The 25,351-nt window shown below is 70.2% G+C and carries 25 protein-coding genes; 13 read left to right on the top strand and 12 right to left on the bottom strand.

Annotation, left to right across the window (positions count from 1 at the left end; genetic code table 11):
- Positions 1-18 precede the first annotated feature (18 nt).
- From FSW06_RS08990 to FSW06_RS08965, 6 genes are all read right to left on the bottom strand, one after another.
- Complete coding sequence (locus tag FSW06_RS08990) at positions 19-1,611, bottom strand: carboxylesterase family protein (protein WP_010121488.1); 1,593 nt, start codon at positions 1,609-1,611, stop codon at positions 19-21.
- 87 nt (positions 1,612-1,698) lie between these two features.
- The gene (locus FSW06_RS08985; RefSeq protein WP_010121486.1) at positions 1,699-2,934 is read right to left on the bottom strand and encodes an FAD-dependent oxidoreductase; all 1,236 of its coding nucleotides are present in this window, start codon (positions 2,932-2,934) and stop codon (positions 1,699-1,701) included.
- Between the two features lies 1 nt (position 2,935).
- Entirely contained in the window at positions 2,936-3,127 is a 192-nt protein-coding gene (locus FSW06_RS08980; protein ID WP_010121484.1) for a rubredoxin, read from the bottom strand.
- A gap of 27 nt (positions 3,128-3,154) precedes the next feature.
- Positions 3,155-3,322, bottom strand: a complete 168-nt coding sequence (locus tag FSW06_RS08975; protein WP_010121482.1) for a rubredoxin — start codon at positions 3,320-3,322, stop codon at positions 3,155-3,157.
- A gap of 74 nt (positions 3,323-3,396) precedes the next feature.
- On the bottom strand, positions 3,397-3,780 hold the full coding sequence (locus FSW06_RS08970; protein WP_010121479.1) for a hypothetical protein: 384 nt from the start codon (positions 3,778-3,780) through the stop codon (positions 3,397-3,399).
- Positions 3,781-3,783: 3 nt separating this feature from the next.
- Positions 3,784-5,064 (bottom strand): alkane 1-monooxygenase, encoded by a 1,281-nt coding sequence (locus tag FSW06_RS08965; RefSeq protein ID WP_050802004.1) that lies wholly within the window; start codon positions 5,062-5,064, stop codon positions 3,784-3,786.
- A gap of 510 nt (positions 5,065-5,574) precedes the next feature.
- Between FSW06_RS08965 and FSW06_RS08960 the strand changes: the two genes are divergently transcribed.
- Positions 5,575-6,411, top strand: coding sequence for an ABC transporter ATP-binding protein (locus FSW06_RS08960; RefSeq protein WP_010121475.1), 837 nt, complete (start codon positions 5,575-5,577; stop codon positions 6,409-6,411).
- Positions 6,412-6,421: 10 nt separating this feature from the next.
- The gene (lepB, locus tag FSW06_RS08955) at positions 6,422-7,147 is read left to right on the top strand and encodes a signal peptidase I (protein ID WP_010121474.1); all 726 of its coding nucleotides are present in this window, start codon (positions 6,422-6,424) and stop codon (positions 7,145-7,147) included.
- A 7-nt stretch (positions 7,148-7,154) separates the two neighbouring features.
- On the opposite strand, the gene FSW06_RS08950 is transcribed toward lepB, so the two are convergent.
- Positions 7,155-8,396, bottom strand: coding sequence for a dicarboxylate/amino acid:cation symporter (locus FSW06_RS08950; RefSeq protein WP_010121473.1), 1,242 nt, complete (start codon positions 8,394-8,396; stop codon positions 7,155-7,157).
- Between the two features lie 218 nt (positions 8,397-8,614).
- On the opposite strand from FSW06_RS08950, the gene FSW06_RS08945 reads away from it, so the two are divergent.
- Positions 8,615-9,655 (top strand): hypothetical protein, encoded by a 1,041-nt coding sequence (locus tag FSW06_RS08945; protein ID WP_010121472.1) that lies wholly within the window; start codon positions 8,615-8,617, stop codon positions 9,653-9,655.
- A gap of 12 nt (positions 9,656-9,667) precedes the next feature.
- Here the strand turns inward: FSW06_RS08945 and FSW06_RS08940 are convergent, their stop codons facing one another.
- Positions 9,668-10,306 (bottom strand): sugar O-acetyltransferase, encoded by a 639-nt coding sequence (locus tag FSW06_RS08940; RefSeq protein WP_010121471.1) that lies wholly within the window; start codon positions 10,304-10,306, stop codon positions 9,668-9,670.
- A 105-nt stretch (positions 10,307-10,411) separates the two neighbouring features.
- On the opposite strand from FSW06_RS08940, the gene FSW06_RS08935 reads away from it, so the two are divergent.
- The 5 genes from FSW06_RS08935 to FSW06_RS08920 all read left to right on the top strand — a co-directional run bounded on the left by FSW06_RS08935 (position 10,412) and on the right by FSW06_RS08920 (position 13,649).
- Positions 10,412-11,650, top strand: coding sequence for a cystathionine gamma-synthase (locus FSW06_RS08935; RefSeq protein WP_010121470.1), 1,239 nt, complete (start codon positions 10,412-10,414; stop codon positions 11,648-11,650).
- Complete coding sequence (locus FSW06_RS08930; protein ID WP_244946805.1) at positions 11,647-12,552, top strand: hypothetical protein; 906 nt, start codon at positions 11,647-11,649, stop codon at positions 12,550-12,552. The genes FSW06_RS08935 and FSW06_RS08930 overlap by 4 nt, the downstream gene beginning before the upstream one ends.
- A gap of 124 nt (positions 12,553-12,676) precedes the next feature.
- Entirely contained in the window at positions 12,677-12,985 is a 309-nt protein-coding gene (locus tag FSW06_RS08925) for a YdeI/OmpD-associated family protein (RefSeq protein ID WP_029449855.1), read from the top strand.
- Between the two features lie 104 nt (positions 12,986-13,089).
- Positions 13,090-13,257, top strand: coding sequence for a hypothetical protein (locus FSW06_RS14540; protein ID WP_010121463.1), 168 nt, complete (start codon positions 13,090-13,092; stop codon positions 13,255-13,257).
- On the top strand, positions 13,254-13,649 hold the full coding sequence (locus FSW06_RS08920; protein ID WP_010121462.1) for a type II toxin-antitoxin system death-on-curing family toxin: 396 nt from the start codon (positions 13,254-13,256) through the stop codon (positions 13,647-13,649). The genes FSW06_RS14540 and FSW06_RS08920 overlap by 4 nt, the downstream gene beginning before the upstream one ends.
- A gap of 192 nt (positions 13,650-13,841) precedes the next feature.
- Here FSW06_RS08920 and FSW06_RS08915 read toward each other — a convergent pair whose 3' ends face one another.
- The 4 genes from FSW06_RS08915 to FSW06_RS08900 all read right to left on the bottom strand — a co-directional run bounded on the left by FSW06_RS08915 (position 13,842) and on the right by FSW06_RS08900 (position 18,588).
- Positions 13,842-14,867 (bottom strand): zinc-dependent alcohol dehydrogenase, encoded by a 1,026-nt coding sequence (locus FSW06_RS08915; RefSeq protein ID WP_029449854.1) that lies wholly within the window; start codon positions 14,865-14,867, stop codon positions 13,842-13,844.
- Between the two features lie 295 nt (positions 14,868-15,162).
- On the bottom strand, positions 15,163-15,567 hold the full coding sequence (locus FSW06_RS08910; RefSeq protein WP_010121460.1) for a cupin domain-containing protein: 405 nt from the start codon (positions 15,565-15,567) through the stop codon (positions 15,163-15,165).
- A 244-nt stretch (positions 15,568-15,811) separates the two neighbouring features.
- Complete coding sequence (locus FSW06_RS08905; protein ID WP_010121459.1) at positions 15,812-16,495, bottom strand: DNA-3-methyladenine glycosylase; 684 nt, start codon at positions 16,493-16,495, stop codon at positions 15,812-15,814.
- A gap of 11 nt (positions 16,496-16,506) precedes the next feature.
- On the bottom strand, positions 16,507-18,588 hold the full coding sequence (locus FSW06_RS08900) for an FAD/NAD(P)-binding protein (RefSeq protein ID WP_029449852.1): 2,082 nt from the start codon (positions 18,586-18,588) through the stop codon (positions 16,507-16,509).
- A gap of 142 nt (positions 18,589-18,730) precedes the next feature.
- On the opposite strand from FSW06_RS08900, the gene FSW06_RS08895 reads away from it, so the two are divergent.
- Genes FSW06_RS08895 through FSW06_RS08875 form a run of 5 tightly spaced genes read left to right on the top strand, consistent with a single transcriptional unit; the run spans position 18,731 to position 25,347 of the window.
- Positions 18,731-20,419: a TIGR04028 family ABC transporter substrate-binding protein gene (locus FSW06_RS08895; RefSeq protein ID WP_010121457.1), complete on the top strand. Its 1,689-nt coding sequence runs from the start codon at positions 18,731-18,733 to the stop codon at positions 20,417-20,419.
- The gene (locus FSW06_RS08890) at positions 20,416-21,375 is read left to right on the top strand and encodes an ABC transporter permease (protein ID WP_010121454.1); all 960 of its coding nucleotides are present in this window, start codon (positions 20,416-20,418) and stop codon (positions 21,373-21,375) included. Before FSW06_RS08895 ends, FSW06_RS08890 begins: the two co-directional genes overlap by 4 nt.
- Positions 21,372-22,214 (top strand): ABC transporter permease, encoded by an 843-nt coding sequence (locus FSW06_RS08885; RefSeq protein WP_010121452.1) that lies wholly within the window; start codon positions 21,372-21,374, stop codon positions 22,212-22,214. Before FSW06_RS08890 ends, FSW06_RS08885 begins: the two co-directional genes overlap by 4 nt.
- Positions 22,215-22,222: 8 nt before the next feature.
- A complete protein-coding gene (locus FSW06_RS08880; protein ID WP_139024540.1) occupies positions 22,223-23,950 on the top strand; it encodes a dipeptide ABC transporter ATP-binding protein in 1,728 nt (575 codons plus the stop codon).
- Positions 23,947-25,347, top strand: coding sequence for an alkylhydroperoxidase domain protein (locus FSW06_RS08875; RefSeq protein WP_010121448.1), 1,401 nt, complete (start codon positions 23,947-23,949; stop codon positions 25,345-25,347). Before FSW06_RS08880 ends, FSW06_RS08875 begins: the two co-directional genes overlap by 4 nt.
- Positions 25,348-25,351 lie beyond the last annotated feature (4 nt).

The following is a 25,351-nucleotide window of genomic DNA, read 5'->3' as shown; positions in this document are numbered from 1 at the left end:
TGGAAACTACATCTGAGGTTACGCCGGCATGCCGGTGAGGCTCACCGGCGCCCAGGCCTCGCGCAGTGCCGGATCCGGGTCGGGGACCGACCGCTCACCACCGTCGAAGATCTGGGTGACATAGCCGTCGGCGTAGGGCTCCCAGCCCGGGTCGGCCTCATGGATGAACCGGCGCCACCGCGGCTGCATCGCCGCCGTCGTCGCCCGCATCCGGTCCCGCCCGCCGAGGAGCAGCGCGCCCGGGCCGCGGCCTGAATCGTAGCGTCCGAACAGGATCGGCAGGTCGAGGGCGTGGGTCGCGCCGATGCCGCTGATGTCCAGCGAGGGGGTGGACATGTCCAGCCGGTACAGCCAGGCCCGGGAGCTGGGATGCTGGGAGGCCATCCGGATCGACGGGGCGGTGAACAGGGCGTCGCCGAGGAACCGTCCGGCGTCGCCCCGGCCGCGGCCGCTGTTGTAGAGGCCGGTCAGCACGCCCGGCCCGTACTGCGGGTCGAGGCTCTCGGCGAAGTCGCGGGCCTGCTGCTCGAAGACCTTCCGCCGCGGGTAGGACCAGCGCATCAGCACGTACTCGTCGAGGTTGGTGCCGAGCAGCAACGGGACATCGAACTGTGCGCCGGGCTCCAGCGGATGGCGGGGCAGCAGATCGTCGAGGACCGGTGCGAAGCCGCCGGCGATGCCCGCCCGGCCCCAGGACCAGGCGTTGAGTTGTTCGGTGAGCCAGGCGAGGCCCTGGGGGGTGGCGTCCAGCAGGTCGGTGCCGGTGCCCTCGGGGCGGGGGCGCCTGCCGTCGTCGCTGCCGTGGAGGATCTCGAGCGCGTGGTCGGCGAGCATGCCGGCGAGGTCGGGGGTGTGGACCATGGCGGCGGCGGGCGACTGGCCGATGAAGCCGGCGACGAGGCCGTGGATCCGCGGTGCGGCGGTCAGGGCGGTGACCATCGCACCGCCGCTGGACTCGCCCATGACGGTGATGCGGTCGGGGTCGCCGCCGAAGGCCGCGGCATTGGCGTGGACCCATTCGATCGCCGTCATGATGTCAGACAGGCCGGTGTTGCTGTCGAACCGGTCGGCGTCGAGACTGTCGGCGTTGCCGAGGGCGAGCTGGCCGAGGATGCCGACGCGGTAGTTGACCGCGACGTAGACGCAGTCGGTGGCGTTGGCGAAGTACTCGCCGGACAGCAGCGGCTCACCGGCGGAACCGTGGACGTTGCCGCCGCCGTGCAGGTAGATGACGACAGGGCGCCGCGCCTCCGGGTCGATGATCCGGTCGGCATCCGTACCGTGCGTGCTGTGTGTCTCGGACTGCCGGGGGACGACGACATTGAGCCACAGGCAGTGCTCCGAGCCGATCCAGCCGGTCTTCGGGTTACGCCACTGGGCGCAGTAGTCGCCGGGTCGGTCTGCGACGAGGACGCCGTGCCACGGCTGCCTGGCGGTGGCGCGACGGAACCGCAGGTCATCGACAGGCTGTTCGGCGTAGGGGATGCCGCGGAAGGCGACGGCGCCGTTGGCGGCGTGGCCCTTGACCGGTCCGGTGGTGGTCTCGACGACCCACCGGCTGCCGATGCGGCCCGTAGTGGTGGTGAAGCGGTTCGGGGACTCGACGGACATACCTGAAGCCTAACCGGTATCCTCCTGACCGTGCCCCGCGGTACGGATATAAAGGCAGACATTTCCGGCGCCCCGCCCGGTGCCGCGTCAGGCGGTGAGGACGGTGCCCAGCGCGTTCTTCGCCGCGCGGACCTCGGGGGAACGGCCCACGGTCGTCACGCCGGTGACCACGTCGCCGGCGCCGGGGGCCCCGGACGCCACGGTGAACACCACCAGCTCCTCGGGCGAGGACAGCTCCACCTGTTCACGTCGGTCGTCCGACGCCGTGCCGGCGTCCCCGACGATGTTGAGCATGAGACCGTACTGGTTCGTCCAGCCGCGCCGCTGCTCGGTGAGGTAGGAACCCCGCTCAGCAGTCGCGGCAGCTGTGCCGGTGGCGGCGAGCTGGCGACCGACGAGGGTGCCGAGGGTCCGGGCGGAGCCCTCGTCCTCGGGGCGGACGATCACCGGCACACCGTCGACCTCGCCGTGGACTTCCACGCAGTCACCTGCGGCCCACACATCGGGAGCTGACGTCCGGCCCGCCGGATCGACGATGATGCCGGCGCCGGGCCGCTCACCGACGGCGATGCCGGCGTCCTCCGCGAGCATCGTGTCGCGGACCGCGCCGACCGACACGACGACGACCGTCGGGTCGAGCCGGTCGATCTGCGCGGCGAGCGCGGCGGCGTCCAGCCCGCAGGTGACCGTCACACCGTGCTCGGCGTGCCGGTCCCGCAGCCAGCGGGAGGCTGTGGGCGGGAGCATCCGCGCACAGACCTCGTCGCCCATCTCCAGGACGTGGACCTGAGCGTCGCTCAGCGTCGCCGCGGCGGACGCCGCCTCGAGACCGAGGACGCCCCCGCCGACGACCACGACCGTGTCCGTCGGGGCCAGCCCGGCGAGTCGGGTGCGCAGGGCGGCGGAGTGCTCCGGGGTACGGATGTAGTGGACGTCGCGGTCGGCGAGCCACGGGTTCGTTGTCGGATCGAGCAGCCGCGGACCGGCACCGGTGGCGAAGACCAGCCGGTCCCAGGCGTAGGTGGTGTCGCCGGCGGTGAGCGTGTGCGCCGCCGGGTCCACCGCGGTGACCACGGTGGACAGGTGCAGGGTGACGCCCGGCTCGGTGAGGATCCCGCCGGGCAGGGCGACCTCGGCGGGGGTCTTCCCGGTGAGCAGCATCCCCTTGTTCACCTCGGGACGCCGGTAGGGGGCGTGCGGTTCGGTGGTGAAGATGTCGACCGTGTCGGTCGACGGGTCGCGGTCCCCGCCGGCGGCGGCGAGGTAGCTCTTCAGGGTGGTGTGGGCGGCGACGCCGCCGCCGATGATCGCGATGCGTGTCATGTCAGCCGATCTGGACCATGTCGAAGTCGGCCTTCGCGGCACCGCAGTCCGGGCACTCCCAGTCGTCCGGGATGTCCTCCCAGCGGGTGCCGGGCGGGAACCCCTCCTCGGGGTCGCCCTTCGACTCGTCGTAGATGTACCCGCACTGGGCGCATTCCCAGACCTTGTAGTCGGTGATCGTGCTGGTGCTCATGATGGGTCCTTTCGCTTGCGTGGTGTGTCAGGAGATCTTCTCGAAGTCGACTTTGTCGCGGACGCCGCAGTCGGGGCAGAACCAGTCTTCGGGGACTTCGGCGTCCCAGTCGAAGCCGGGGGCGAAGCCCTCGGAACTGTCACCGACGGTGGTGTCGATCCGGTAGTCGCAGCCGGGGCACTGGTAGACGGCCATGGTGTTCTCTCTTCTCGGGTAGTCGGGGTGGGAGTGCGGTGTGGGTGGTGGGGTGGTGCGGAGCGCGGCCGTGGTCAGACGGCCGGCGGGGGACCGGCCGCGCCGCCGGCACCGGCGGTCGGGTCGATCGGCTTGCGGTTCTTCGGCCGCGGGATGACGTGGGTCGAGGGCTCACCCGGTCCGCGGTAGAGCCCGACGATACCGGGCAGCAGGAAGAACAGGGAGATCAGCAGGAACCAGGGGTATGTCACGTCGAGGCCGGCGGTTCCGTTGAGACCGAACACCCCGAGCACGATGACGGCGATGCCCAGGACGGTCAGGCCGATGCACATCGAGTAGTGCAGTCTCGGGTCGGTCTTCTTCTGCGGCGGGGCCTGGGTGACGGGGATGTCCCCGCCGCCGGCGGCGCGCAGGGCCTCGAGGTCGGGGCCGGAGTTGGTGGTGCGGGTGGTGGCCATGGGTCAGCTCTCCTGTCCGGCGGTGACGGCGGCGGGCTGCTGGGCGGCGATGCGGTTCCACTTCTTGCGGAGCTTCGCGGCCTTCGCCGGGTGCAGGTTCGCCCGCTCGATGTCGTAGTTGTAGAACTGCATCAGCCGGCGGTCCATGATCCAGAACCACACCGGCGGGAGCGCGGCGGCGAAGATCATCGTCGCGTAGCCGGCGGGGAGCTCGGGGGCGAAGACGTCGGAGCGCAGTGACTGGTAGCGGCGGGTCGGGTTCGCGTGGTGGTCGGAGTGACGCTGCAGCTGGTACAGGAAGATGTTGGTGGTCAGGTTGTCGGAGTTCCAGGAGTGCTCCGGGGAGCAGCGCTCGTAGCGTCCGTCCTCGAGCTTGCGGCGCAGCAGGCCGTAGTGCTCCAGGTAGTTGACGAACTCCAGCAGGGCGATGCCGATGACCGCCTGGACCAGCATGTAGGGCAGGATGCCGATGCCGAAGCCGATGAGCAGTGCGCCCCACAGGACGACGGTGATCAGCCAGGCGTTCCACACGTCGTTGTCCAGGTTGAACTGGCCCTTCTTCGACCGCGCCAGGCGGGTCTTCTCGACGTTCCAGGCGCGCGGGATCTGGCGGGGGATGGAGCGCAGCAGGTAGACGTAGGCGTTCTCACCCATCCGGGAGCTCACCGGGTCCTCCGGGGTGGCGACCTTCACGTGGTGGCCCTTGTTGTGCTCGACGTAGAAGTGGCCGTAGGCGGGGACGGCGAGGACGATCTTGGCGAGCCAGCGCTCGAAGCCGGTCTTCTTGTGGCCGAGCTCGTGGGCGGCGACGATGCTGATACCGGAGGTCATACCCATCGACCATGCCAGGCCGAGCTTGTCGTACCAGGGCATGCCGCCGTAGGTCCACTGCCAGCAGCACATGATGAGGCTGGCGAGCATCACCGGGAAGTACAGGTAGGAGACGATGCGGTAGTACTTCGTCTCCTCCAGCTGGGGGACGAACTCCTCGGGGGCGTTCTCACCGTCCCGGCCGAGGACGAAGTCGCCGATGGGGATGAGGATGAACACGGCGACGGGGCCGAGGAACCAGGAGGCGTGGACGAAGAACTCGGGCGCGCTGATCGCCTTCATCCACTCGGCGACGCCCCAGATGATCAGCGGGATGGTGGCCGGGAAGATGCTGAAGACCCAGGCGTACTTCTTCTTGTCGATCCACTTCTGTTCGTCGGCGGTCAGGTGGTGTTCGTAAGCGTCGTCGGTTCCGCCTGACCCGGCGGTCACGGCGTCTGTTGTCGCAGTCATGATCTCCTCCATGGACTGTGAGAAGGAATGTGTTTTGGAACACACATTCCAGGTTGTGTGGGCCACGATACGATATCTATTTCACTATGACAACCAAAACGGCGAAACTTCTGCCGACTTTTCTCTCCGGACACCCTGACCAGCGCCGATTCACCCACCGAACGGTGGACGGAGTGCCGCGCCGGGGTGCTAGCAGCCGCGGGGAGGGTCGTCACCATGGTGTGCGTCACACCAGATGCCGGACGCTGCGGGTGGCGCGCCCCCGGGCGTCGGATGCCGGACGCCGCGGGGCCGGACCGGGCGCGAGGTAGTCATCTGACGACGGCGCTCCGGGTGTACGTCGACCGGGTGGTGCAGCCCGGGAATCCCACCCCCTCGACGCACACCTGCGGCGGGGCCGGTGGGCCGGGGCGGGACGGGGCGGCGCGGCGGCTGGGATGGCGGGATATACCGCACAGTGGGACGGGGCGACCGCTGAATGGGACGTAAAGGCGGAGTAACCTGCCCCGCATGACCGAGAGCACCACCGAGAGCAGCACCGAAACCGCGTCCACGACCGCGACCGGCACCGGCACCGCGGCCATCGAGATCACCGACGTCACCGTCCGCCGCGGCCCGAAGACCCTCGTCGAGGACTTCAGCGTCACCGTCCCGACCGGGACGCACTGGGCGGTGCTCGGCCCCAACGGCGCCGGGAAGTCCACCATGCTCAAGATGGCCGGCGGCCGGCTCTACCCGACGACCGGCAGCGTGCGGATCCTCGGCGAGACCATCGGCCGCACCGACGTCCGTGAACTGCAGAAACGCATCGGCTACGTCGACCCGAAGCAGCGCCTCGACGACCTGCCGGCCACCGAACTCGTGCTCTCCGGCGTCTCGGCCTCCAACGGGCTGATCCAGCGTTTCGACTACACCGACGCACACCGCGCCCGCACCGCCGAACTCCTCGCCCTGGTGGGCATGGACACCCGCGCCGACCGCACCTGGCGGCAGATGAGCCAGGGGGAGAAGGCCCGCACCCTCATCGCCCGCGCCCTGGTCACCGACCCGGAGATGCTGCTGCTCGACGAGCCCTCCACCGGTCTCGACCTGCCGGGTCGGGAGACCCTGCTGCGCGTCGTCGACGACCTGCGCGCCGCCCTGCCCGGGCTCACCACGGTGCTGATCACCCACCATGTCGAGGAGGTGGCGGCGTCCACCACCGATGTGCTCATGGTGAAGGACGGCCGGGTGATGGCGTCCGGCCCCGTCGCGGAGCAGATGACCGCTGAGAACCTCGGCACCCTCTACGACATGGACGTGCAGCTGCAGCGGGTCGCGGGGCGCTGGTTCGCGTTCAGCGGCTAGGCTCGCTGGGGTGAGCGACGCGAACGAATCCGACACCGCCGGCACGACGGCGAAGAAGAAACGGCCCGCCTGGGTCGAGTACCTCGTCACCATCGTGGTGGCGTTGCTGCTCCTCGGCCTGTTCAACACGTTCATCGGACGGCTCTACCAGATCCCGTCCGAGTCGATGGAGCCCACGCTCGTCGGCTGCGAGGGCTGCACCGGCGACCGGATCTTCGTGGACAAGATCAGCGAACGGTTCGGGGAACCGGAGCAGGGCGACGTGGTGGTCTTCGCCGCGCCCGCAGGCTGGGAGGAAGGCTGGACCTCGACCCGGTCCGACAATGTCGTGCTCCGCGCGGGCCAGAACGTCCTGTCCTCGATCGGCATCCTCGCCCCCGACGAGTACACACTGGTCAAGCGGGTGATCGCGACCGGCGGCCAGACCGTGCAGTGTAAGCAGGGTGACCCGGGGATCATGGTCGACGGCAAGAAGGTCGACGATTCCTACACGCAGAAGCCGATGACCTACCAGGTCGATCCGACGACCGGGTCGGACGCCTGCCAGGGCCGGTACTTCGGGCCCGTCACCGTCCCGGACGACGACGTGTGGGTGATGGGGGACAACCGCACCAACTCGAAGGACTCCCGCTACCACCAGGACGCCCCGGACGGCGGTTCGGTGCCCGTCGACGATGTCGTGGGCAAGGTCCGGTTCAAGGTCTGGCCGCTGAACCGGATCGGCGGCGTCAGCTAGTACCCGGCTAGTTCCGGCTCTCGCTGATGTCCTCGGCGATGGCCTCGTCGGCCCGAGCCTCGGCCGAGTCGACTCCGCCCAGTGCGCCGCCGGAGATCTTGTTGACGACCAGGGCGATCGCGCCGTCGCCGGTGACGTTGGCGGCGGTGCCGAAGGAGTCGATCGCGATGTAGGCGGCGATCATGATGGCGATCTGGTCCTGGTCGAAGCCGAGCTGGTCGCCGAGCACGCCGACCGCGGCCATGATCGCGCCGCCGGGCACACCGGGGGCGGCGACCATCATGATGCCGAGCAGGAACAGGAAGCCGAGGAACTGCCCGGTGCCGATGTCTAGGTCGAACATGTGGATCACGGCGAGGGCGAACAGGCTGATCTTCATCATCGAGCCGGCGAGGTGGGTCGTCGCGCACAGCGGGACGGTGAAGCCGGCGACGTTCTCGGTCACCCCGTTCTTCTTCGCGCCTTCCAGGGTGACCGGGATCGTCGCGGCGGAGGAGGAGGTGCCCAGCGCGGTGGCGTAGGCGGGCATCATGTTCCACAGTGCCTTGAACGGGTTCTTCTTCACGACCGCGCCGGTGACGAGGTACTGGAGGACCAGCAGCAGGAGCGTCATGACAGTCGCCAGGACGAGCACCTTGATGAAGGATCCGATGACGTCGAGCAGGGTGCCGTTCATGCCCATGCCGAGGAAGGTGCCGTAGACGAAGATCGGCAGCAGCGGGATGACGAAGACCTTGATGACCTTCATGACCACGCCCTCGAGCTCGCGGACGCCGGTGTAGAGCACGTCGGACTTCACGGCGGTCATCGCCAGTCCCACGCAGAAGGCGAGGATGAGGGCGGTCATGACCTCGAAGGGGGCGGGCATGTCGATCTCGAAGAAGGGGGAGAGTGCGCCTTCGTCGATGTCGGCGAGGGTGTCCATCTTCTTGTCGCCGAGCAGCCAGTTGTAGCTTGCGGTGGCGACCCCGAAGGCGATGAGTCCGGAGACGATCGTCGAGGCGTAGGCGATGCCGGCGGTGAGCCCGAGCCACTTGCCCGCACCCTTGCCGATGCCGGCGATGGCCGGGGTGATCAGCGCGAAGATGAGGACCGGGATGAAGAGGTCGAGGAAGTTACTGAACAGTCCGTTGAAGGTCACGAACACCCGGGCGAGCCAGTCGGGGAAGAAGAGACTGCAGACGATGCCGAGGATGATCGCGACGATGATCCGGAACAGCAGCATCCCGGACAGTTTCTTGAGCGTCATGGGTGGACCTTATGACGTGGAAAGCGTCTGAGACAATCTCGGACGCCGTGACGGCGCCACGGGGGGGAGAGGTGGACCGGCCTGTGGCTGGGGTCCCCGGGGCGTCCGAAGGGACGCCGCGACCGGTCGGGGACTGAACAACGTATGAGCGTGACGTGAGATGAGACAGCGGGGGGAGATGAACAACCCGTGAAGCCCTCTGTGTTCTGATGAAGTCCATGACGTTCACCTCACATCTGACATCCCTGTCCGCCCGATCCCTGTCCGCCCGATCCCTGTCCGCCCGATCGCTGTCCCGCCGTGCCGTCACCGCGGTCGCACTGCTCTCCACCGTCGGCCTCGTCGCCTGCGGCAGCGACAACGACGACAGCAACCCCGCGGACGATGCGGCCGCCGCCGCAGCCGCAGCATCCTCGGCCGCCGCGGACTCCGGCGCCTTCAGCAGCATGGAGCTCACCGCAGCCCAGAAGGACCTCCAGACGAAGGCGGAGGACTACGGCTACACCTGCTCGGGGCACCCGGACCTCGGCGGCGATTCCTCGGTCACGGTCCTGTCCTGCCACGGCAACGGCGGGGACTTCGAGAAATTCCCGCAGCTCACCATCTTCGACAAGGCCGATGCCGCGTCCGGCGCCGAGGTGGCCGGAAAGCAGGTCGACAAGATGTGGGAGCTGACGCAGCAGAGCGGTATGGAGGAGTCGCCGGAAGAGGCGGCGTACGGCTCGCAGAGTCGTGAGGAAATGGCCGCGCAGGTGCTGCCGCTCGACGGCGAGGGGGTCGTCGGATACTGCGATGCGATCGGCAAGGGCTGCGACGCCGCCGCGAAGGCCGTCGGGCTGGACATCAGTGTTCTCCCCGGGACCGTCTCCAAGGAGGACCAGGCGGCCCGGCGGGACGCGGAGATGAACCGCGAGGTGGACAGGATGGAGGCGGACCGGAAGCGGGAGGCCGAGACCTACAGGGGCTGGGACAGTCTCAAGCAGGCGAAGGACCAGCTGCGTGCCTGGGACATCACCGGTGGATGTCTGGATGACCCCAACGGGCAGGGGAAGGTGGCGTTCTGCAGCAACGCCATGATTCTCGGCGTCGGCATGGATGTCGACGAGATGGAGAAGCGGGGTGCCTTCGAGGAGGTGGGCCGGGACGAGTTCACCAAGGTCTCCGACGGCGACTGGGTGTTCCTCTGCACCCCGGGGGCCGAGGACAAGTGCGAGGCCGTCGCCGACAGGACCGGGAAGTCGGTCGAGCAGGACGCCTGATCCGGCGCAGCGCTACAGCTGCCGCACCACCCGCGCCGGCGTCCCGACGGCGAGCACGTTGTCCGGCAGGTCGCGGGTGACCACGGATCCGGCGCCGACGACCACGTTGTCGCCGACCGTCACCCCCGGGCACACGGTCACGTTGCCGCCGAACCAGCAGTTCTCGCCGATGGTGACCGGCGCGCCGTACTCCCAGCCGGTCGCGCGCAGCGCATGGTCGGTCAGCGGGTGCAGCGGGGTGAGCAGCTGGACGCCCGGCCCGATCCTCGTGTCCTTCCCGATGTGCACCGGGCAGACGTCGAGGATCGTGGCGTCCACGTTGAGGAACACGCCGTCGGCCAGGTGGATGTTGGTCCCGTAGTCGACCCGGAGCCCGGGCCAGACGATCACGTCCTCCCCGACGGTGCCGAGCAGGTCACGCAGCTGCGCGTCGTAGGACGCCTCGTCGGCCGGGTCGGTCTGCCCCAGCCGCCAGCAGGCGGAGCGGGCGGCGAGGCCGGCGGCCGCGATTGCCGGGTCGTCGGCGTGGTAGAGCTCGCCGGCGGTCATGCGCTGCCACATCGTGCGCGGGTCGGCGTCGACCTCGGCGCGCACTGCGGCGGCTGGGTCGGCGGCAGGGTCGGCGGCAGGGTCTCGGGGAGTTCCGGTCATGGTCCCCAGTCTGCCGGACGGCGTCCTGACGGGGTGGCGGGGACGGGTCGGATACCGGCCCCCCGCGCCCACGAACAGACAGCTCGGTCCTCTAGGATGGCGGGCATGACCGAGCACGAGACCCGCGCGGACGCGGGCACCGCCGCCCGCCGTGAGGCCGCCCTGCACGCCGAACGCCGCCTCACCGACGCCACCGGACGCCCCTTCGGCTTCGACACGAACGCCATCCACGCCGGCTACGAGCCCGACGCGCAGACCGGTGCGATCAACGTGCCGATCTACACCTCCACCACCTTCGCCCAGGACGGGGTGGCGCAGCTGCGCGGCGGTTTCGAGTACTCCCGCTGCGGAAACCCCACAGTCACCGCCCTGGAGCAGACCGTCGCCGCCCTCGAAGGCGCCCGGTTCGGCCGCGCCTGGGGGTCGGGCATGGCCGCCACCGACGCGGTGCTGCGCGTCCTGCTCCGCCCCGGCGACCACCTCATCCTCGGCAACGACGCCTACGGCGGAACGTTCCGCCTCATCGACACCACCTACCGGGAGTGGGGCGTCCACTGCTCGGTCGTGGACACGGCCGACCCCGCCCAGATCGCCGCGGCGCTGCGTCCGGAGACGAAGCTGGTGTGGCTGGAGACCCCCACCAACCCGCTGCTCGGCATCACCGACATCGCCGCCGTCGCCGACGCACTCGGGGAGCACCCGGCGAAACTCGTCGTCGACAACACCTTCGCCAGCCCCTACCTGCAGAATCCGCTGGCCCTCGGCGCGGACATCGTCATGCACTCCACCACCAAGTACCTCGGCGGGCACTCGGATGTCGTCGGCGGCGTGGTCGTCACCAATGATGAGGACGTCGACGGGGAACTGCTGTTCCTGCAGGGAGGTGCCGGTGCGGTGCCCGGCCCGATGGACGCCTACCTCACCTACCGCGGCATCAAGACCCTCGGCGTGCGCATGGACCGGCACTGCGCCAACGCACAGGCCGTCGCCGAGTTCCTCGCCGGACGCCCCGAAATCGCGCAGGTCCTCTACCCGGGCCTGCCCGACCACCCGGGCCACGCGGTCGCGGCGCGGCAGATGCGCGGGTTCGGCGCGATGGTCTCCGTCCGCTTCGCCGGCGGCGAGGCGCCCGCCCTGCAGTTCTGCGAGAACACCCGGCTGATCTGTCTGGCGGAGTCGCTCGGCGGGGTGGAATCGCTGCTGGAACACCCGGCGAAGATGACCCACCAGTCCGCCGCCGGCTCCGCCCTCGAGGTGCCCGACGACCTGGTCCGGATCTCCGTGGGGATCGAGAACATCGACGACCTGCTCGCCGATCTGACGCAGGCGCTCGACGCCCTGTGACAGTGCCCGGACCGGTGACCGGTGCTGACGGACTCGACTACGACCCCGACGAGTGCCGGATCGGCATCCGTGCAGGTCACAGCATTTTCCATGTGACCGTCTGGCACCCGCACTGGGGGTCGGCGAAGACCGCGGCACTGCGCGCCGGACTGTTCGGAGGCACCGGGGAGACCGCCGCACCCGATGTCGCGGTGGCGCGGGCACTGCTGGACGCCGCCCTCGGCGCCGACGTGGCCGCGACCTGGATCGGGGATGTCGCGGTGACCGACCACAGCCCGGAACATGCCGTGGGCATGGCGGACCTGCGCGCCCTCATCGACCGGATGGCGGACGCCGCGACGGACCCGGACGGCAGACCCGGACACACCGAGCTGACGATGGAGGTCGACGGGGCGGACGCGACGGTCCGCACGATCGTGCCCCTGGCGCCGACGGTCGCGCCGGGGCGGGACCGGCATGTGCAGGTCACACTGCATATCGACCCGTTCCGCGCGACGGACCTCACCGGGGCGCAGGTCCGGTCGACGGTGCTGGCCACCGAAGACGCGCTGTCCGACACCGTCCGGGAGAACCACGCCGGGCTGCTCGTCGCCGTGGTGCACCGCGGCGGGGAGGGCACCGGTGAGCCCGGGTCCGGGCTGGAGGGGGTGTGCCTGGATGACGTGGTCACCCTGCACTACTACCTGGGTGCTGCGTCCGGTGCGGTATCCGGTGCGTCGGGCGATGCCGCGTCCGGTGAGGTGTCCGCCGGTGCGTCGGCCGCCGCCGGTGCCGCCGCCACGGAGCTGGACCATGTCATCAACACCCTGCGGGCGACGGTGGACACCTGGGAGCTCGGCGCGGCGTCCCTCACCGATGACGCGGACCCGACGTGGTCCGCGGTGCAGCGCTTCCGGGTGTAGGGGTTCCTCCCGGCGCACGTCACGTGCGATACACATTTCCGCGTGCGCGCGGCACGGGGACGGCGAATTGTGTATCGGACGTCACGCATGGAGGCCGCACCGTGCGGCGTGTAGCTTCATGACCATGAGTGAAGTGACCGTTTCCGGCGGTGTCGTCCATGATCTGCCCGATGACCTGCGCGCCGCACTTCTCGGTGGCGACCGGGGTGAGGGTGATGACGGCAGCCCGGCAGTGGCGCGCAGCGTCCTCGAACTGTGGGAGAGCTGTACCCCACTGGGGCGCAACGAATTCATCTGCTGGGTCGAGGACGTGAAGCAGACGAAGACCCGCACCCGGCGTATCCGTCGGACCTGCGAGGAACTGGAGGAAGGGAAGCGGCGCCCGTGCTGTTGGCCGGGCTGCCGGCACCGCGAGCGCACCGGGAAAGCGTGATGCGGCCGGATGCGCTGACCACTGTGGACGGGGGTTTCTGACGATCGTGGTGCCGTGTAGGGTCGGTACCTCACAGAGCGGTTAGTGCAGGAAGGGGCATCATCATGACAGCTGCACACGACAACACGGCGGACGAGGTCACGACGGCGGGGGCTCGGGTAGACGATGACGGACCCGAGGATCGGACGGCGACTGACGAGGAGTTCTGGGCGGCCTTGATGAGAGAAAAGGAAGCCTGGAAGGAGACGGAGCGACGGTTGCGTGACCGGTGACCGTCAAGGTTAAGGCGGAGCAGATCATCAGGATCAATCAGCACCTGGATGAGTGCGTTCATGCCGTCACGGGGCCAGGGGAGCTGGAGAGTGCCGTCAACGCGGCCTTCCAGACGATGTTCGGGCGGGACCTCAACGAGACTCTCGAGGAAAAGGCGGTCGCGCTGCTCTACGGCGTGGCAAAGGCTCACGCCTTCTTTGACGGGAACAAGCGCACGGCCTGGTTCACGTTCACCGTTTTCCTCCATCTCAACGGTCTCCGCTTCACTGAGCAGATCAGTGGTTACCAGGACGACATGGTCGTCGACTTAGTCGAAGACCGAGTCACAGAGGACGACGTCATCGACTGGATCCACGAACAGGTCCGGCTCGGCCGCGTGGTCGGGCTGTAGCTGCGCAGCCGCCGGGACGCCACAGCCGCCGGGACGCCACCCGTGTCCGCAACGCGCGACGTGGGGATGGTCGGAGCCGGGTCAGACCATCCCCACGTCGCGCGATGCGGGCATGTGCCACGCGGAGGCCGCGCGGGGTGCTGCACAGGAGACCGCGCAGGCGCGGCGGATCAGCAGCAGACCGGTGACAGATCAGTAGCGGATCGCCATGCGTCCGTCGATCTGGCCCTTCTCCATTCTGTCGAAGACGTCGTTGACGTCCTCCAGCTTGCACTCGGTCACCGTCGGGTGGATGAGCCCACGGGCGTAGAAGTCCAGCGCCTCGACCTGGTCCTGCCGGTCACCGACGAGCGAGCCACGGATGGTGAGTCCCTTGAGCACGATGTCGAAGATCGGGGCGGGGAACTCTCCCGGGGGCAGCCCGTTGAAGACGATGGTTCCGCCACGGCGGGCCATGTTGATCGCCTGGCCGAAGGCCTGCGGGTGCACGGCGGTGACCAGCACACCGTGCGAGCCGCCGTCGGTGTACTCCTGCACGGCCTCGGCGGGGTCGACCTCGGAGGCGTTGACGGTGAACTCCGCACCGTGCTTCGTCGCGAGCTCCAGCTTGTCGTCGGCGATGTCCACGGCGATGACACGCATGCCCATCGCCCTGGCGTACTGCACGGCGAGGTGGCCGAGGCCGCCGACGCCGGAGATGACCATGAACTGGCCGGGCTTCGTCTCGGAGACCTTGAGTCCCTTGTAGACGGTCACGCCGGCGCAGAGGATCGGGGCGACCTCGAGCGGGTCGGACCCCTCGGGGATACGCGGGGCGAAGCGGGTGTCGACCAGCATGTAGGTGCCGAAGGAGCCGTTGACGGTGTAGCCGCCGTACTCGGCGTTGGGGCAGAGCGTCTCCCAGCCCTTGCGGCACTGGTCGCAGTCGCCGCAGGCGGACCACAGCCAGGCGTTGCCGACGATGTCGCCGACCTTCACGGAGTGGTCGCCGGGCCCGAGGGCGACGATTTCGCCGACGCCCTCGTGGCCGGGGACGAACGGGGGCGTGGGCTTGACCGGCCAGTCGCCGTGGGCGGCATGCAGGTCGGTGTGGCAGATGCCGGAGGCGATGAGCTTGACGAGCGCCTGGTTGTGTCCGGGAGTGGGGAGTTCGACGTCCTCGATGACGAGCGGGGTGTTGAACTCTTCGACGACGGCGCCGGTGAACGTATCGGCCATGGGGTTTTCCTTCCGGTCGGTGGTGAGGTGTCCGGAGCGGTCGCGGTGTGCGGCTCCGGGTGTCATGGACGCTAACAACCCCCTGTGATGCACGCCACTGTGCAGCAGCCGTACTGCACCTCGGGAGCGGCGTCCCACGGACCGGGAACACACTGCGTGCGGACGCCGCAGCGCCCGGCCGCGCAGCACCCGGCCCCACTTCTGCGGACGTGCGGCCGGGGGTGGCCGGGTGTGTTCGACGGAAAAACGAGGGCCGCTCACCATCGCGGATCGGACACTGGTTCTGTCGGAACAGTTATGTCTGCGGTGTCAGGACCACCAGCGTGGCCGTGGCCGGGCCGGCGGCGGTGAGACTGTGGACCCGTCCACCGTCGATGTGCACGGCCGTTCCCGGGGTCAGGGTGAGGTGGACGGGGTCGGCGAGACTGTCATCGGCGGGTGCGACGGTGACGTCGATCGTCCCGGCCTGCCCGATCAGCAGGATCGGGGCCGCCGCCCGGTGGTCGGCCATCACGTCGCGGTCGCGGAAGGTCAGCCGGGTGACCGCGGCGCCGGAGGCCCGGCCGAGGAGCTCGACCTCGGGCTTCGCCGCGGTGATGTCGGTGCGGGGTCGTTCGTAGTCGGTTTTCGCGATGCCGGGGTAGGCGTCGGCGAGTCCGTCGAGGAAGGTCCAGCCGTCGCCGGCGCGGGTGTTCGTCATGGTGGTGCAGCCTTTCGGATGGTCGGGGCGGGCGTCACCTCCGACGCTACCGGTCGGCGGCGTCCCCGGTCCCGCAGTCGGCGGGTGCGGTACCCGGGTGCCTTCAGTTCGGGTCGGCTGCCATCACTTACGGTCGGCGAACCCCCGGGTCGGCGACCGTAAGTGAAGGCACGTGACACGAACTGAAGGCGGGCCTAGGGCTGTCGCCGCGGTCGGCGCTGGGCCGGGCGTTGGGCCGGCACCGTCAGCCCCGTGGCGGACGCCGCGGGGAGGTCACGGACCGCTCACCGGGGATCCAGAACCGCAGCGGGGCGTCGGCGTTCTTCGAGACGCCGATCCGGGGACCGCGGACGTACTCCACCGGGGCTGCCGGCGGAGTCAGGGTGAATGCGGCAGGGCCGGCGCTGCCGACACTGCCGGCATTGCCAGCACTGCCAGCGCTGCCGTCGGCGCCGTCGGCAGTACCGCTGCCGTCGACCACCGCCAGGGTCGCCCCGTCGAGGTCGAGGTCCAGGCCCAGCGCCGCCCCGAGATTGCCCGGCCCGCGGGCGAGGGCGGCATCCTCCGGGATGACCTCGGCACCGTCCTTCACCCGGCTGCGCCGACGGCGTACCAGGTCGAGCCCCTCGACCACGCGCCCGGCACGCAGGAGTACCCCGGCGCCGGTGCCCTCGTCCCGGCAGACGATGTTGCCGGCGCGGTGGATGCCGTAGCTGGCGTAGACGTAGAGGTGGCCGGGCGGGCCGAACATCGTGGCGCACCGCGGCGTCCACCCGTTTGCTGTGTGGGACGCCGGATCCCCGATCCCCGGGTACGCCTCGACCTCGGTGAGCAGCACGGCGACGGTGCCGTCGACGGACTGCCGGCGCAGCACCGCGCCGAGCAGCTGCGGGGCCACGGTCTCCGGGGCCTGACTGAGGTCGATCACGGCGGCACCCGTCAGCCGGCGGCGTGCAGCGCGGAGACCGCGGCGGCGTCGGTCTCCTGCAGCATCAGCGGATCGGTGCGGGGCATGGGGGAGATGGTCATGTCGGCGCGGACGTCCTGCAGCGGGATGCCGACGAGGTGGACCCGCGGATCCTTCTCACCGGACGCCCCGATCAGCCGGGATGTCGCCAGGTCGACCTCGGGGGCGTGGGTGGCGGTGCCGTCCCCGCGGGTCCAGGTGCGCAGCCGGCCGGCCTCCCGCAGGTCCCGGCTCAGCGGGTCGGCGGTGGTGCGGGTGTCCGGCTTGTGCAGCCAGGCGTCCACGAGGGTGCGGGAGGTGACGGTCTCTTCCCCGGTGGAGGGGGAGCTCATGGCGAACGCGGGCTTCTCCGGGTCGATGACGAGGGTGGGGTGCCCGCCGAGGAAGCGGACGTAGCCGGCGTCGACGAGGCAGAGGAGTTCGGCGGTGCGGAAGGCGGGCGGGCCGGACCCGACCATCTGGCCGACGCGCCGCAGTTCGGCGTATTCGGCGCGGCGCGAGCGGGTGGTGAACCGGCCGGGTTCGTCGACGACCTGCGCGGGTTTCCGGACCGAGCCGATGACCTGCAGTCCGGCCTTGACGGCGGAGGCGCGGCCGAGTTCCGCCTCGTGGAGGTCGCTGCCGAGCAGGTCGGCGACCCGGGCGGTGAGGTCGTCGACGGTGGGCGCCCCACCTGATGCCCCTTCGGACGCCGCGACGAGGCCGGCGACCGGGTCGGCGTACATCGGCAGGTTGAAGCGGTGTTCGGGCACCAGCCTGACCAGCCGGGGGTCGGTGTGGAGGGTCCACGGGTCGGCGTCGGGGTCGTCGATGACGTCGGTGACCGCGTCGAGGGTGCTCAGGTCACCGGTGCCGGTCTCGGCGACGGTCCCTTCACCGAGTAGGACCCGGTAGTAGGCCTCCTGGGCGTCGCGGAGAATGGCGGGCCACAGGGTGGTGCCGAAGTCGATGGAGTCCGCGGGGTAGCCGTCGGCCGGGGCGTCCTGCCGGAGCCGGGCGACCGCGGCGCGGAACCGGGGTGTCCACGCCGCCGGCGGCAGCGAGTGGAAGACGGGTTTCGGCTGGTAGGGGTAGCCGTGGTGGGAGGCGGCGAGCAGGTGAGGCTCACGGCCGGACGGCCGGTAGGACAGGCCGGAGCGGGCGGTGGCGTCCGGCACGAAGCGGCCGCCGCGGTCGATGGTCAGCATCGCCATGAGGTCGAAGAAGCCCATGCCCAGGCCGCGGACGAGCACCTCCTCGTGGGAGTCCGCCCACGAGGGGATGTCGTCGACGGCCTGGTCGGCCGGGTTGCCGGGACGGACCCAGGTCAGCTCGGGGTGCATCTCGAGGGAGGAGGCGGTGAAGGTCTCGAGGGCGTCGGGTTCGGTGTCGGTCCAGCCGGTGGCGAGGACGGTGGCGTCCGCGAGGATCTCGTCGGGGACCTCGGTGGCCGTGTCGCCGGTGACGAGGGTGATGCGGTCCTGCGTGCCGGACGCCGTGATCCCGGTCGCGCGGGCCTGGTGGACCTGCACGTCGACGTCGGCGCCGTCGGCCCCGTCGGCTCTGGCGAGGACGACGGAGAGCACCCACCGCAGGTATTCGCCGTAGAGGGCGCGGGAGGGGTGGGACTCGGGGACCGCGGCGGCGATCTCGGCGTGGAACTCGCCGGGGACGAAGGCCCGGTGGGCGCGGAACAGGGTGGTCTTGGCGCCGGACGGGTCGGCGGCGGCGGTGAGTTCGTCGCCGCGGATGAGTTCCATCCACTCGTACATGGTGGGGCCCTCGACGACGGGGGCGGTGACGGAGGAGCGCGGTTCGGTGAACAGGGTGACGGCGTCCGCCAGGGTGTTCATGCACAGCGTGCGGGTCTGGTTGGTGCGCCAGACGCGGCCGGCGCCGGGTTCGGTGTCGTCCACGAGATGGACGGTGAGACCGGCGGAGTCGGGGGAGTCGGGCGAGTCGGGGGAGTCGGGGGAGTTGCGGGGGGTGTCTGTACCGGCGGACCGGGCGGCGACGATCCTCTCGAGGACGGAGATGCCGCGCGGACCACCTCCGATGACGGCGATCGTGCTCATGGTCGCCATGATATCGCCGCCGGTGGGGTGGCGGTCGGGCCACGTGCCCCGGATGATGGTGGGGCCGGGTGTAGCATGACAGAGGCACGAAACGGACAGACCTGTCTGTTTTTATGACGACCAGGGAGAAGCAGGAGCAGCAGTGAGAAACTTCCGGACCCGCCGCGGCCGGGTCACCACCGTCGTCGCCGCGGTCACCGCCGTGGCGGCCGCGGTCGGGCTCGTCAGCTGCGGCAGCGCGGACGACGGACCGACGCCCCGGGAACTGACGTACCTGGAGTCCCTGCCGTTCCAGACCCTCTACCCGCCGACCGCCGGCTACTACCCGAACGGCGGCGTGGTCAACAACATCACCGACCGGCTGCTCTGGCAGGACCCGGACACCCTGCAGCTGTACCCCTGGATCGCCACGGACCTGCCGGAGATCAACGCCGACGCCACCGAGTTCACCTTCCACCTGCGTGACGGGGTGACCTACTCCGACGGCTCCCCGCTCACCGCCGACAACGTGGTCCGCAACTTCGACCTGTTCGGCAAGGGGAACAAGGCGCACAAGCTCACGGCGTCCGAACAGATCAGCACCTACGACCACGGCGAGGTCCTCGACGACCACACCGTGCGCTTCCACTTCACCGACCCCGAACCCGGCTTCCCGCAGGCCACCAGCTCCTTCAACGCCGGACTGCTCGCCGATTCCTCCCTGGACATGACCGACGAGGGCTTCGCCCCCGGCAACGCCCGCAAGGTCATCGGCTCCGGCCCCTTCGTCGTCACCGGGGAGGAACGCAACACCGAACTCACCCTCTCCGCCCGCAAGGACTACGACTGGGCACCGCCGGAGCTGGGGAAACGGGGGGAGAACACCGGACGCCCCGCCCTCGACACGGTGCACGTCGTCGTCGCCAAGGAGGACAGTGTCCGCGTCGGCGGCATCAAGTCCGGCCAGGGCGACGTCGCCCGCCAGATCGAGGCCCCCGAGGAGAAGCACCTCGAGGATGCCGGGGTGGACATCCTCTCCGCCCCGACCGCCGGGGTGAACAACCAGATCGACTTCCGGTTCCGCCACCCGCTGCTCTCCGACATCCGGGTCCGTCAGGCGCTCATCGCCGGCGTCGACCGGCAGCGCATCCTGTCCTCGCTGTTCTCCCCCTCATACCCGCTGGCCACCTCCGCGATCGCCTCGACCGCCGCCGGCTACCGGGAACAGAAGGACGCCTACACCTACGATCCGCAGCGCGCGGAACAGCTCCTCGACGAGGCCGGCTGGGTCCGCAGCGGCGACGGCGTCCGGATGAAGGACGGGAAGAAACTCAGCCTCACCGCCAATGACGCCGCCCAGCAGCCCCGCACCCGCGAAGTCGTCACCATGGTCCAGGAACAGCTGAAGAAGATCGGCGTGGACGTGCAGCTCTACCCCGGCGACGTCGCCGCGCAGAAGGCCGCGCAGACCGACGAATCCCTCATCCAGCTCAACGTCACCATGGTCGGCCGCGCCGACTACGACGTCATCAAGTCGCAGTACTACTCCGACGACCGCAACCAGCTGCTCAACATGCACCCGGACGGCTCCATCGGCGACGAACACCTCGAGGAGCTGCTGCGGAAGGTCTCCTCCTCGCCGGACGCCGCCGCGCGCGCGGCCGCCTCCGGGGACGTCCAGGACTACCTGACCAAGCAGGCCTACATCCTGCCGATGTTCGAGGAACCGCAGGTCTACGGCGTGCAGCCCTATGTCCACGGCTTCCGCGCCGAATCCATCGGCCGGCCGTGGTTCTACCCGGCCAGCATCGACACCGGAGACACCGGAGACACCGGGGAGGCCCGCCGATGACCGCCGCCGCAGTCCTGCGCCGTCTCGGCCAGGCCGTCCTCGTCCTCTGGGCGACGTTCACCGTCGCCTTCATCCTGCTCACCGCCCTGCCCGGGGACGCCGTCTCCACCCGCTACGCCGACCCGGAGCTCGGCCTGTCCCCGGAGCAGATCGCCGAGATGCGGAGCACCTACGGCTCCGACGAACCCGTCCTCACCCGCTACTGGAACTCGCTGACCGGTACGCTGACCGGCGACTTCGGCAACTCCATGCAGACCGGGGAGAAGGTCAGTTCCGCCCTCGCCCACGCGCTGCCGGGCACACTCGCCCTCGCCGCCACCGGTTTCGTCCTGGCCATGGTCGTCGCCGTCGTCCTCGCGGTCGCGGCGACCTCCTTCCCGGACACCCGGGCCGGCCGGTGGCTCGCCGGCGTCCTGCGCAGCATCCCGTCCCTCTTCGTCTCGCTGCCGGCCTTCTGGCTCGGCATCATCCTCATCCAGGTGTTCAGCTTCACCCTCGACTGGATCCCGGTGATCCACGCCTCCAGCCTCCAGGACCTCATCCTGCCGTCGGTGGCGCTGGCCCTGCCGCTGTCCGCGCCGCTGGCCCAGGTGCTGATCCGCGGCATCGACGATGTCACCGACCGGCCGTTCATCACCGTCGTCCGCGCCCGCGGCGCCGGCGGCCAGTGGGTGCTGTGGCGCAATGTGCTGCGCAACGCCACCCTGCCCGCACTGACCATCGCCGGGCTCACCTTCGGTGAACTCGTCGGTGGTGCGGTCGTCACCGAGGCGGTCTTCTCCCGCGCCGGGATCGGGGCGATGACGGTGGACGCCGTCTCCAACCGTGACACCCCCGTCCTCATGGCCGTCGTCGTCCTCGCCGCCGCCGTGTACGTGCTCGTCAACCTGGCGGTCGACCTGCTGTACCCGGTGCTCGACCCGCGGCTGCGTACCCGGAAGGAGGTGCGGGCATGAGCACCCTGCGCAGTATCCGTCCCGGCGTGTGGCTGTCCGGCATCGTCGTCGTCATCGCCGTCGCCTCGGCCCTGGTCCCCGGCCTGTTCGCCTCCGGTGACCCGGCCGAGTCCGGCACCACCGCCCCGCTGCTCGCTCCCTCGGGCAGCCACTGGTTCGGGACGGACGCCGTCGGCCGCGACCTCTACACCCGCGTCGTCTGGGGAGCCCGCCAGTCACTGGCCGGGGCCCTCATCGCCGTACTCGTCGGCATGGTCGTCGGCACCCTCCTCGGCCTCGTCGCCGGGTCGGTGCGGCAGTCGGGCCAGGGCTCCCGCGCCGGCTGGCTGGACACGGTCATCATGCGGATCGTCGACGTCCTGCTGAGCATCCCCGCCCTGCTGCTGAGCCTGTCGGTCATCATCGTGCTGGGCTACGGCACCCTCAACGCCGCCGTCGCCGTCGGTGTGACCAACGTGGCGATGTTCGCCCGGCTGGCCCGCTCCGAGGTCCTCGGCGTGGCGGCCACCGACTTCGTCGAGGCGGCCTACGGCTCCGGCGGGTCGGCGTGGACGGTGCTGTGGCGCCACATCCTGCCGAACTCGCTGACCCCGGTCCTCGCCCTGGCGGCACTGCAGTTCGGCAGCGCGATCCTGCAGCTGTCGACCCTCGGCTTCCTCGGCTACGGCGCCCCGCCGCCCACCCCGGAGTGGGGCCTGATCATCTCCGAGGGCCGCGACTTCATCGCCACCTCCTGGTGGCTGACGGTCCTGCCCGGCCTGGCGATCGTCCTCGTCGTCCTGGCCACCAATCACCTCAGCCAGGCGCTGCAGCGCGCCGGCGGGAAGGACCTGCGATGAGCACGCGCATGGACTGGGACGACGGCTCGTGGCGTCCGGAGATGCACGAACCCCACCGGGACACGGCACCGCTGCTGGAGATCACCGACCTCGCCGTCGGCTACCGCACCCGCCGCGGCACCGTGCCCGCGGTGCGGGGCATCAGCCTCACCGTGGCGAAGGGCCGCACCACCGCCATTGTCGGCGAATCCGGCTCCGGCAAGTCCACCTCCGCCCTCGCCGCCCTCGGCCTGCTGCCCGGCAGCGCCGAGGTCAGCGGGACGATCCGGCTGAACGGGCAGAGCCTCACCGGGCTCAGTCCCCGGCAGTGGCGCAGTATCCGCGGCGTCCGGATCGGACTGATCCCGCAGGACCCGAACAACTCCCTGAACCCGGTGAAGACCATCGGTGAATCGGTGGGGGAGGTGCTGCGTATCCACCGCCGCGCCACCGGCAACCTGGACCGCGCCGCCCGGAGGAAGCGGGTCCTGGAACTGCTGGAGACCGTCGGCATCGACGACCCGGAGGTCCGCTACGGCCAGTACCCCCACCAGCTCTCCGGCGGGATGAAGCAGCGGGCCCTGATCGCCGCGGCGGTCGCCGCCGAACCCGAACTCATCATCGCCGACGAACCGACCAGTGCCCTCGACGTCACCGTGCAGCGCACCATCCTCGACCTGCTCGACCGGATGCGCACCGAACTGGGCCTCGGCGTGCTGTTCATCACCCACGACCTCGCCGTCGCCGGGGACCGCGCCGACCGGCTCGTCGTCATGCAGGGCGGTGAGGTGAAGGAGACCGGCCCGACCGACCGCATCCTCACCGACCCGAAGGACCCCTACACCCGACGCCTCCTGGCGGACGCCCCCTCCCTGGTCAGCGCGGTGGAACAGTCCACCTACCGGCCCGGGCCCGCCACCGGTGCGCCGACCCCGGAACCGCTGCTGGAGGTCACCGGCCTGCGCCGCGAATTCTCCCGCGGCCGGGGCCGGGACCCGCTCGTCGCCGTCGACGACGTCTCCTTCACCGTCGCCCCCGGCACCACCCACGCCATCGTCGGTGAATCCGGCTCCGGCAAGTCCACCGTCGCCCGCATGATCGCCGCCTTCCAGGCGCCGACCGCCGGCGAGGTGCGCCTCGGCGACCTGCGGGTCGACACCCTCGACCAGGCCGGACGCCGCGACCTGCGCCGGCGGGTCCAGCTCGTCTACCAGAATCCCTACAGTTCCCTCGATCCCCGGCAGAGTGTCGGCCGGATCCTCGCCGAACCCCTGCGCAACCTCACCGACCTGTCGGCCGGTGCGGTGCGGGAGAAGGTCACCGGCATCCTCGACCGCGTCGCACTCGGCAGCGGCTCGGGGTCGGTGACCGGCGACATCGCCCAGCGGCGTCCGGCGGAACTGTCCGGCGGCCAGCGGCAGCGCGTGGCGATCGCCCGGGCGCTGATCCTCGACCCGGAACTCGTCGTCCTCGACGAGGCGGTCTCGGCCCTGGATGTCACGGTGCAGTCGCAGATCCTCACCCTCCTCGACGAACTGCAGCGCGATCTCGGGCTGACGTACGTGTTCATCTCGCACGACCTGTCGGTGGTCCGCGAGATCAGCGACACCGTGTCGGTGATGAGCCACGGCCGGCAGATGGAGTCCGGCCCGACCCCGGAGATCTTCGAACATCCCGCCACGGAGTTCACCGGACAGCTGCTCGCCGCGATCCCGGGGGAGCGCTACCGCTCCGGCGGGTTTAACCTGGGCTTATGACTGTGAGCAACGACCTTATCGACTACCTCGCCGAGATCGACGAGGATTCGGAGACCACCGGGCCCATCGCGGCGCTGCGCCACCACCGGGCACAGGCCCGCGAGAACGCGCAGCGCAGCTTCACCGCCCTGTTCGAACCCACCGACCCGGCCGTGCAGGGCAACTTCAGCAACGCGGAACGGTACGCCGTCGCCGCCTTCGTCACCGGCCTGCACGGCGGGGCGACCGCCGCCGCCCGGGCGACCGGGGTCTACGCCGACATGCTCGCCGACGAGGTCGAGGACACGAACCCCGACCTGGTGGCCGTCCTCGCCGCCGTCGTCTCGGACGCCCGCGCGCTGGTCAACGCGTCCGGCCTCACCGGCCCCTACGGCGACTACCGGGAACCCGACCTCGCCGGGGAGTCCGCGCCGGGGCCGACGTTCACCGTCTCCGGGTCGGAACGGCGGGTCCTCGGCGACCGGCTGTCCGCCGCCGTCGAGTTCGCCCACGTTCTCGTCCTGCACCCGCGGGACTCCCGCCCGGAGCGCCTCGCCCCGCTGGCCCAGGCCGGCTGGACCCCCACCGAGGTCGTCAGCCTCGCCCAGCTCATCGCCTTCCTCACCTTCCAGGTGCGCACCGCCCACGGTCTCGGGGTGGCGGCCCGGCGTATCCCGGTCGGTGACGTGCGCCGGTTCGACGGCACCACCGCCCCCCGCCACCCGCACACCGACGGTGCTGCGGCCGAGGGGGAGAAGGACGGGGACGGCGACCTGACCGGTGGCGCCTTCGACGTCCTCAGCTACCCGGACCTGGCCCGCCCGACCCGCTTCGTCACCCACTCCCTCGGCTGGGTGCCGTGGGTGCCGCCGACGGCGGAGGCGGACCTCACCGACCGGCAGCGCGAGGCCCTGGTCGACCCGCTGCGGGCGAAGTCGGAGTACTTCCGGCTGCTCGCCCGGGACCCTGACGCGCTCGAGGCCCGTACCCTGACCGACCGGGACATCTTCTTCAACACCACCGACGGTGTGGGTCGCGCCGAGCGGGAGCTGTCCGCCGCGGTGACCAGCCGGTTCAACGGCTGCGTGTACTGCGCCTCGGTGCACACCGGCCGGGCGATCAAGGAATCGGAGCACTACGGGGACGCCTCCGACCGTGCCGCCGCGGTCCAGCGGCTCTGTGACGAGGGGCCGGGCGCCGACCTCGGCGACCCGGTGTGGAACGCGGTCCGGGACGCCTCGGTCGCGCTCGCCGCCACCCCGGTGCGGTTCAGTACCCCGCACGTGGACGCCCTGCGTGCCGCCGGCCTCGATGACGCGTCGATCCTGGACGTCATCAACGGTGCCGCCTTCTTCAACTGGGCGAACCGGCTGATGCTGTCGCTCGGTGAGCCGGAACTGCCGGAGCGGTTCCGCTGAATCC

It is taken from the genome of Corynebacterium nuruki S6-4, from assembly GCF_007970465.1.
In the GTDB taxonomy this organism is placed as follows: Bacteria; Actinomycetota; Actinomycetes; order Mycobacteriales; family Mycobacteriaceae; genus Corynebacterium; species Corynebacterium nuruki.
The sequence above is the reverse complement of the archived record's forward strand: the minus strand, read 5'-3'. Positions and strand labels throughout refer to the sequence as shown.

Excerpts from the sequence above, each read along its gene's own strand:
- FSW06_RS08990 (WP_010121488.1), bottom strand. The coding sequence starts at position 1,611 with ATGTCCGTCGAGTCCCCGAACCGCTTCACCACCACTACGGGCCGCATC.
- FSW06_RS08985 (WP_010121486.1), bottom strand. The coding sequence starts at position 2,934 with ATGACACGCATCGCGATCATCGGCGGCGGCGTCGCCGCCCACACCACC.
- FSW06_RS08980 (WP_010121484.1), bottom strand. The coding sequence starts at position 3,127 with ATGAGCACCAGCACGATCACCGACTACAAGGTCTGGGAATGCGCCCAG.
- FSW06_RS08975 (WP_010121482.1), bottom strand. The coding sequence starts at position 3,322 with ATGGCCGTCTACCAGTGCCCCGGCTGCGACTACCGGATCGACACCACC.
- FSW06_RS08970 (WP_010121479.1), bottom strand. The coding sequence starts at position 3,780 with ATGGCCACCACCCGCACCACCAACTCCGGCCCCGACCTCGAGGCCCTG.
- FSW06_RS08965 (WP_050802004.1), bottom strand. The coding sequence starts at position 5,064 with ATGACTGCGACAACAGACGCCGTGACCGCCGGGTCAGGCGGAACCGAC.
- FSW06_RS08960 (WP_010121475.1), top strand. The coding sequence starts at position 5,575 with ATGACCGAGAGCACCACCGAGAGCAGCACCGAAACCGCGTCCACGACC.
- FSW06_RS08950 (WP_010121473.1), bottom strand. The coding sequence starts at position 8,396 with ATGACGCTCAAGAAACTGTCCGGGATGCTGCTGTTCCGGATCATCGTC.
- FSW06_RS08945 (WP_010121472.1), top strand. The coding sequence starts at position 8,615 with ATGACGTTCACCTCACATCTGACATCCCTGTCCGCCCGATCCCTGTCC.
- FSW06_RS08940 (WP_010121471.1), bottom strand. The coding sequence starts at position 10,306 with ATGACCGGAACTCCCCGAGACCCTGCCGCCGACCCTGCCGCCGACCCA.
- FSW06_RS08935 (WP_010121470.1), top strand. The coding sequence starts at position 10,412 with ATGACCGAGCACGAGACCCGCGCGGACGCGGGCACCGCCGCCCGCCGT.
- FSW06_RS08925 (WP_029449855.1), top strand. The coding sequence starts at position 12,677 with ATGAGTGAAGTGACCGTTTCCGGCGGTGTCGTCCATGATCTGCCCGAT.
- FSW06_RS14540 (WP_010121463.1), top strand. The coding sequence starts at position 13,090 with ATGACAGCTGCACACGACAACACGGCGGACGAGGTCACGACGGCGGGG.
- FSW06_RS08915 (WP_029449854.1), bottom strand. The coding sequence starts at position 14,867 with ATGGCCGATACGTTCACCGGCGCCGTCGTCGAAGAGTTCAACACCCCG.
- FSW06_RS08910 (WP_010121460.1), bottom strand. The coding sequence starts at position 15,567 with ATGACGAACACCCGCGCCGGCGACGGCTGGACCTTCCTCGACGGACTC.
- FSW06_RS08900 (WP_029449852.1), bottom strand. The coding sequence starts at position 18,588 with ATGAGCACGATCGCCGTCATCGGAGGTGGTCCGCGCGGCATCTCCGTC.
- FSW06_RS08890 (WP_010121454.1), top strand. The coding sequence starts at position 20,416 with ATGACCGCCGCCGCAGTCCTGCGCCGTCTCGGCCAGGCCGTCCTCGTC.
- FSW06_RS08885 (WP_010121452.1), top strand. The coding sequence starts at position 21,372 with ATGAGCACCCTGCGCAGTATCCGTCCCGGCGTGTGGCTGTCCGGCATC.
- FSW06_RS08880 (WP_139024540.1), top strand. The coding sequence starts at position 22,223 with ATGGACTGGGACGACGGCTCGTGGCGTCCGGAGATGCACGAACCCCAC.
- FSW06_RS08875 (WP_010121448.1), top strand. The coding sequence starts at position 23,947 with ATGACTGTGAGCAACGACCTTATCGACTACCTCGCCGAGATCGACGAG.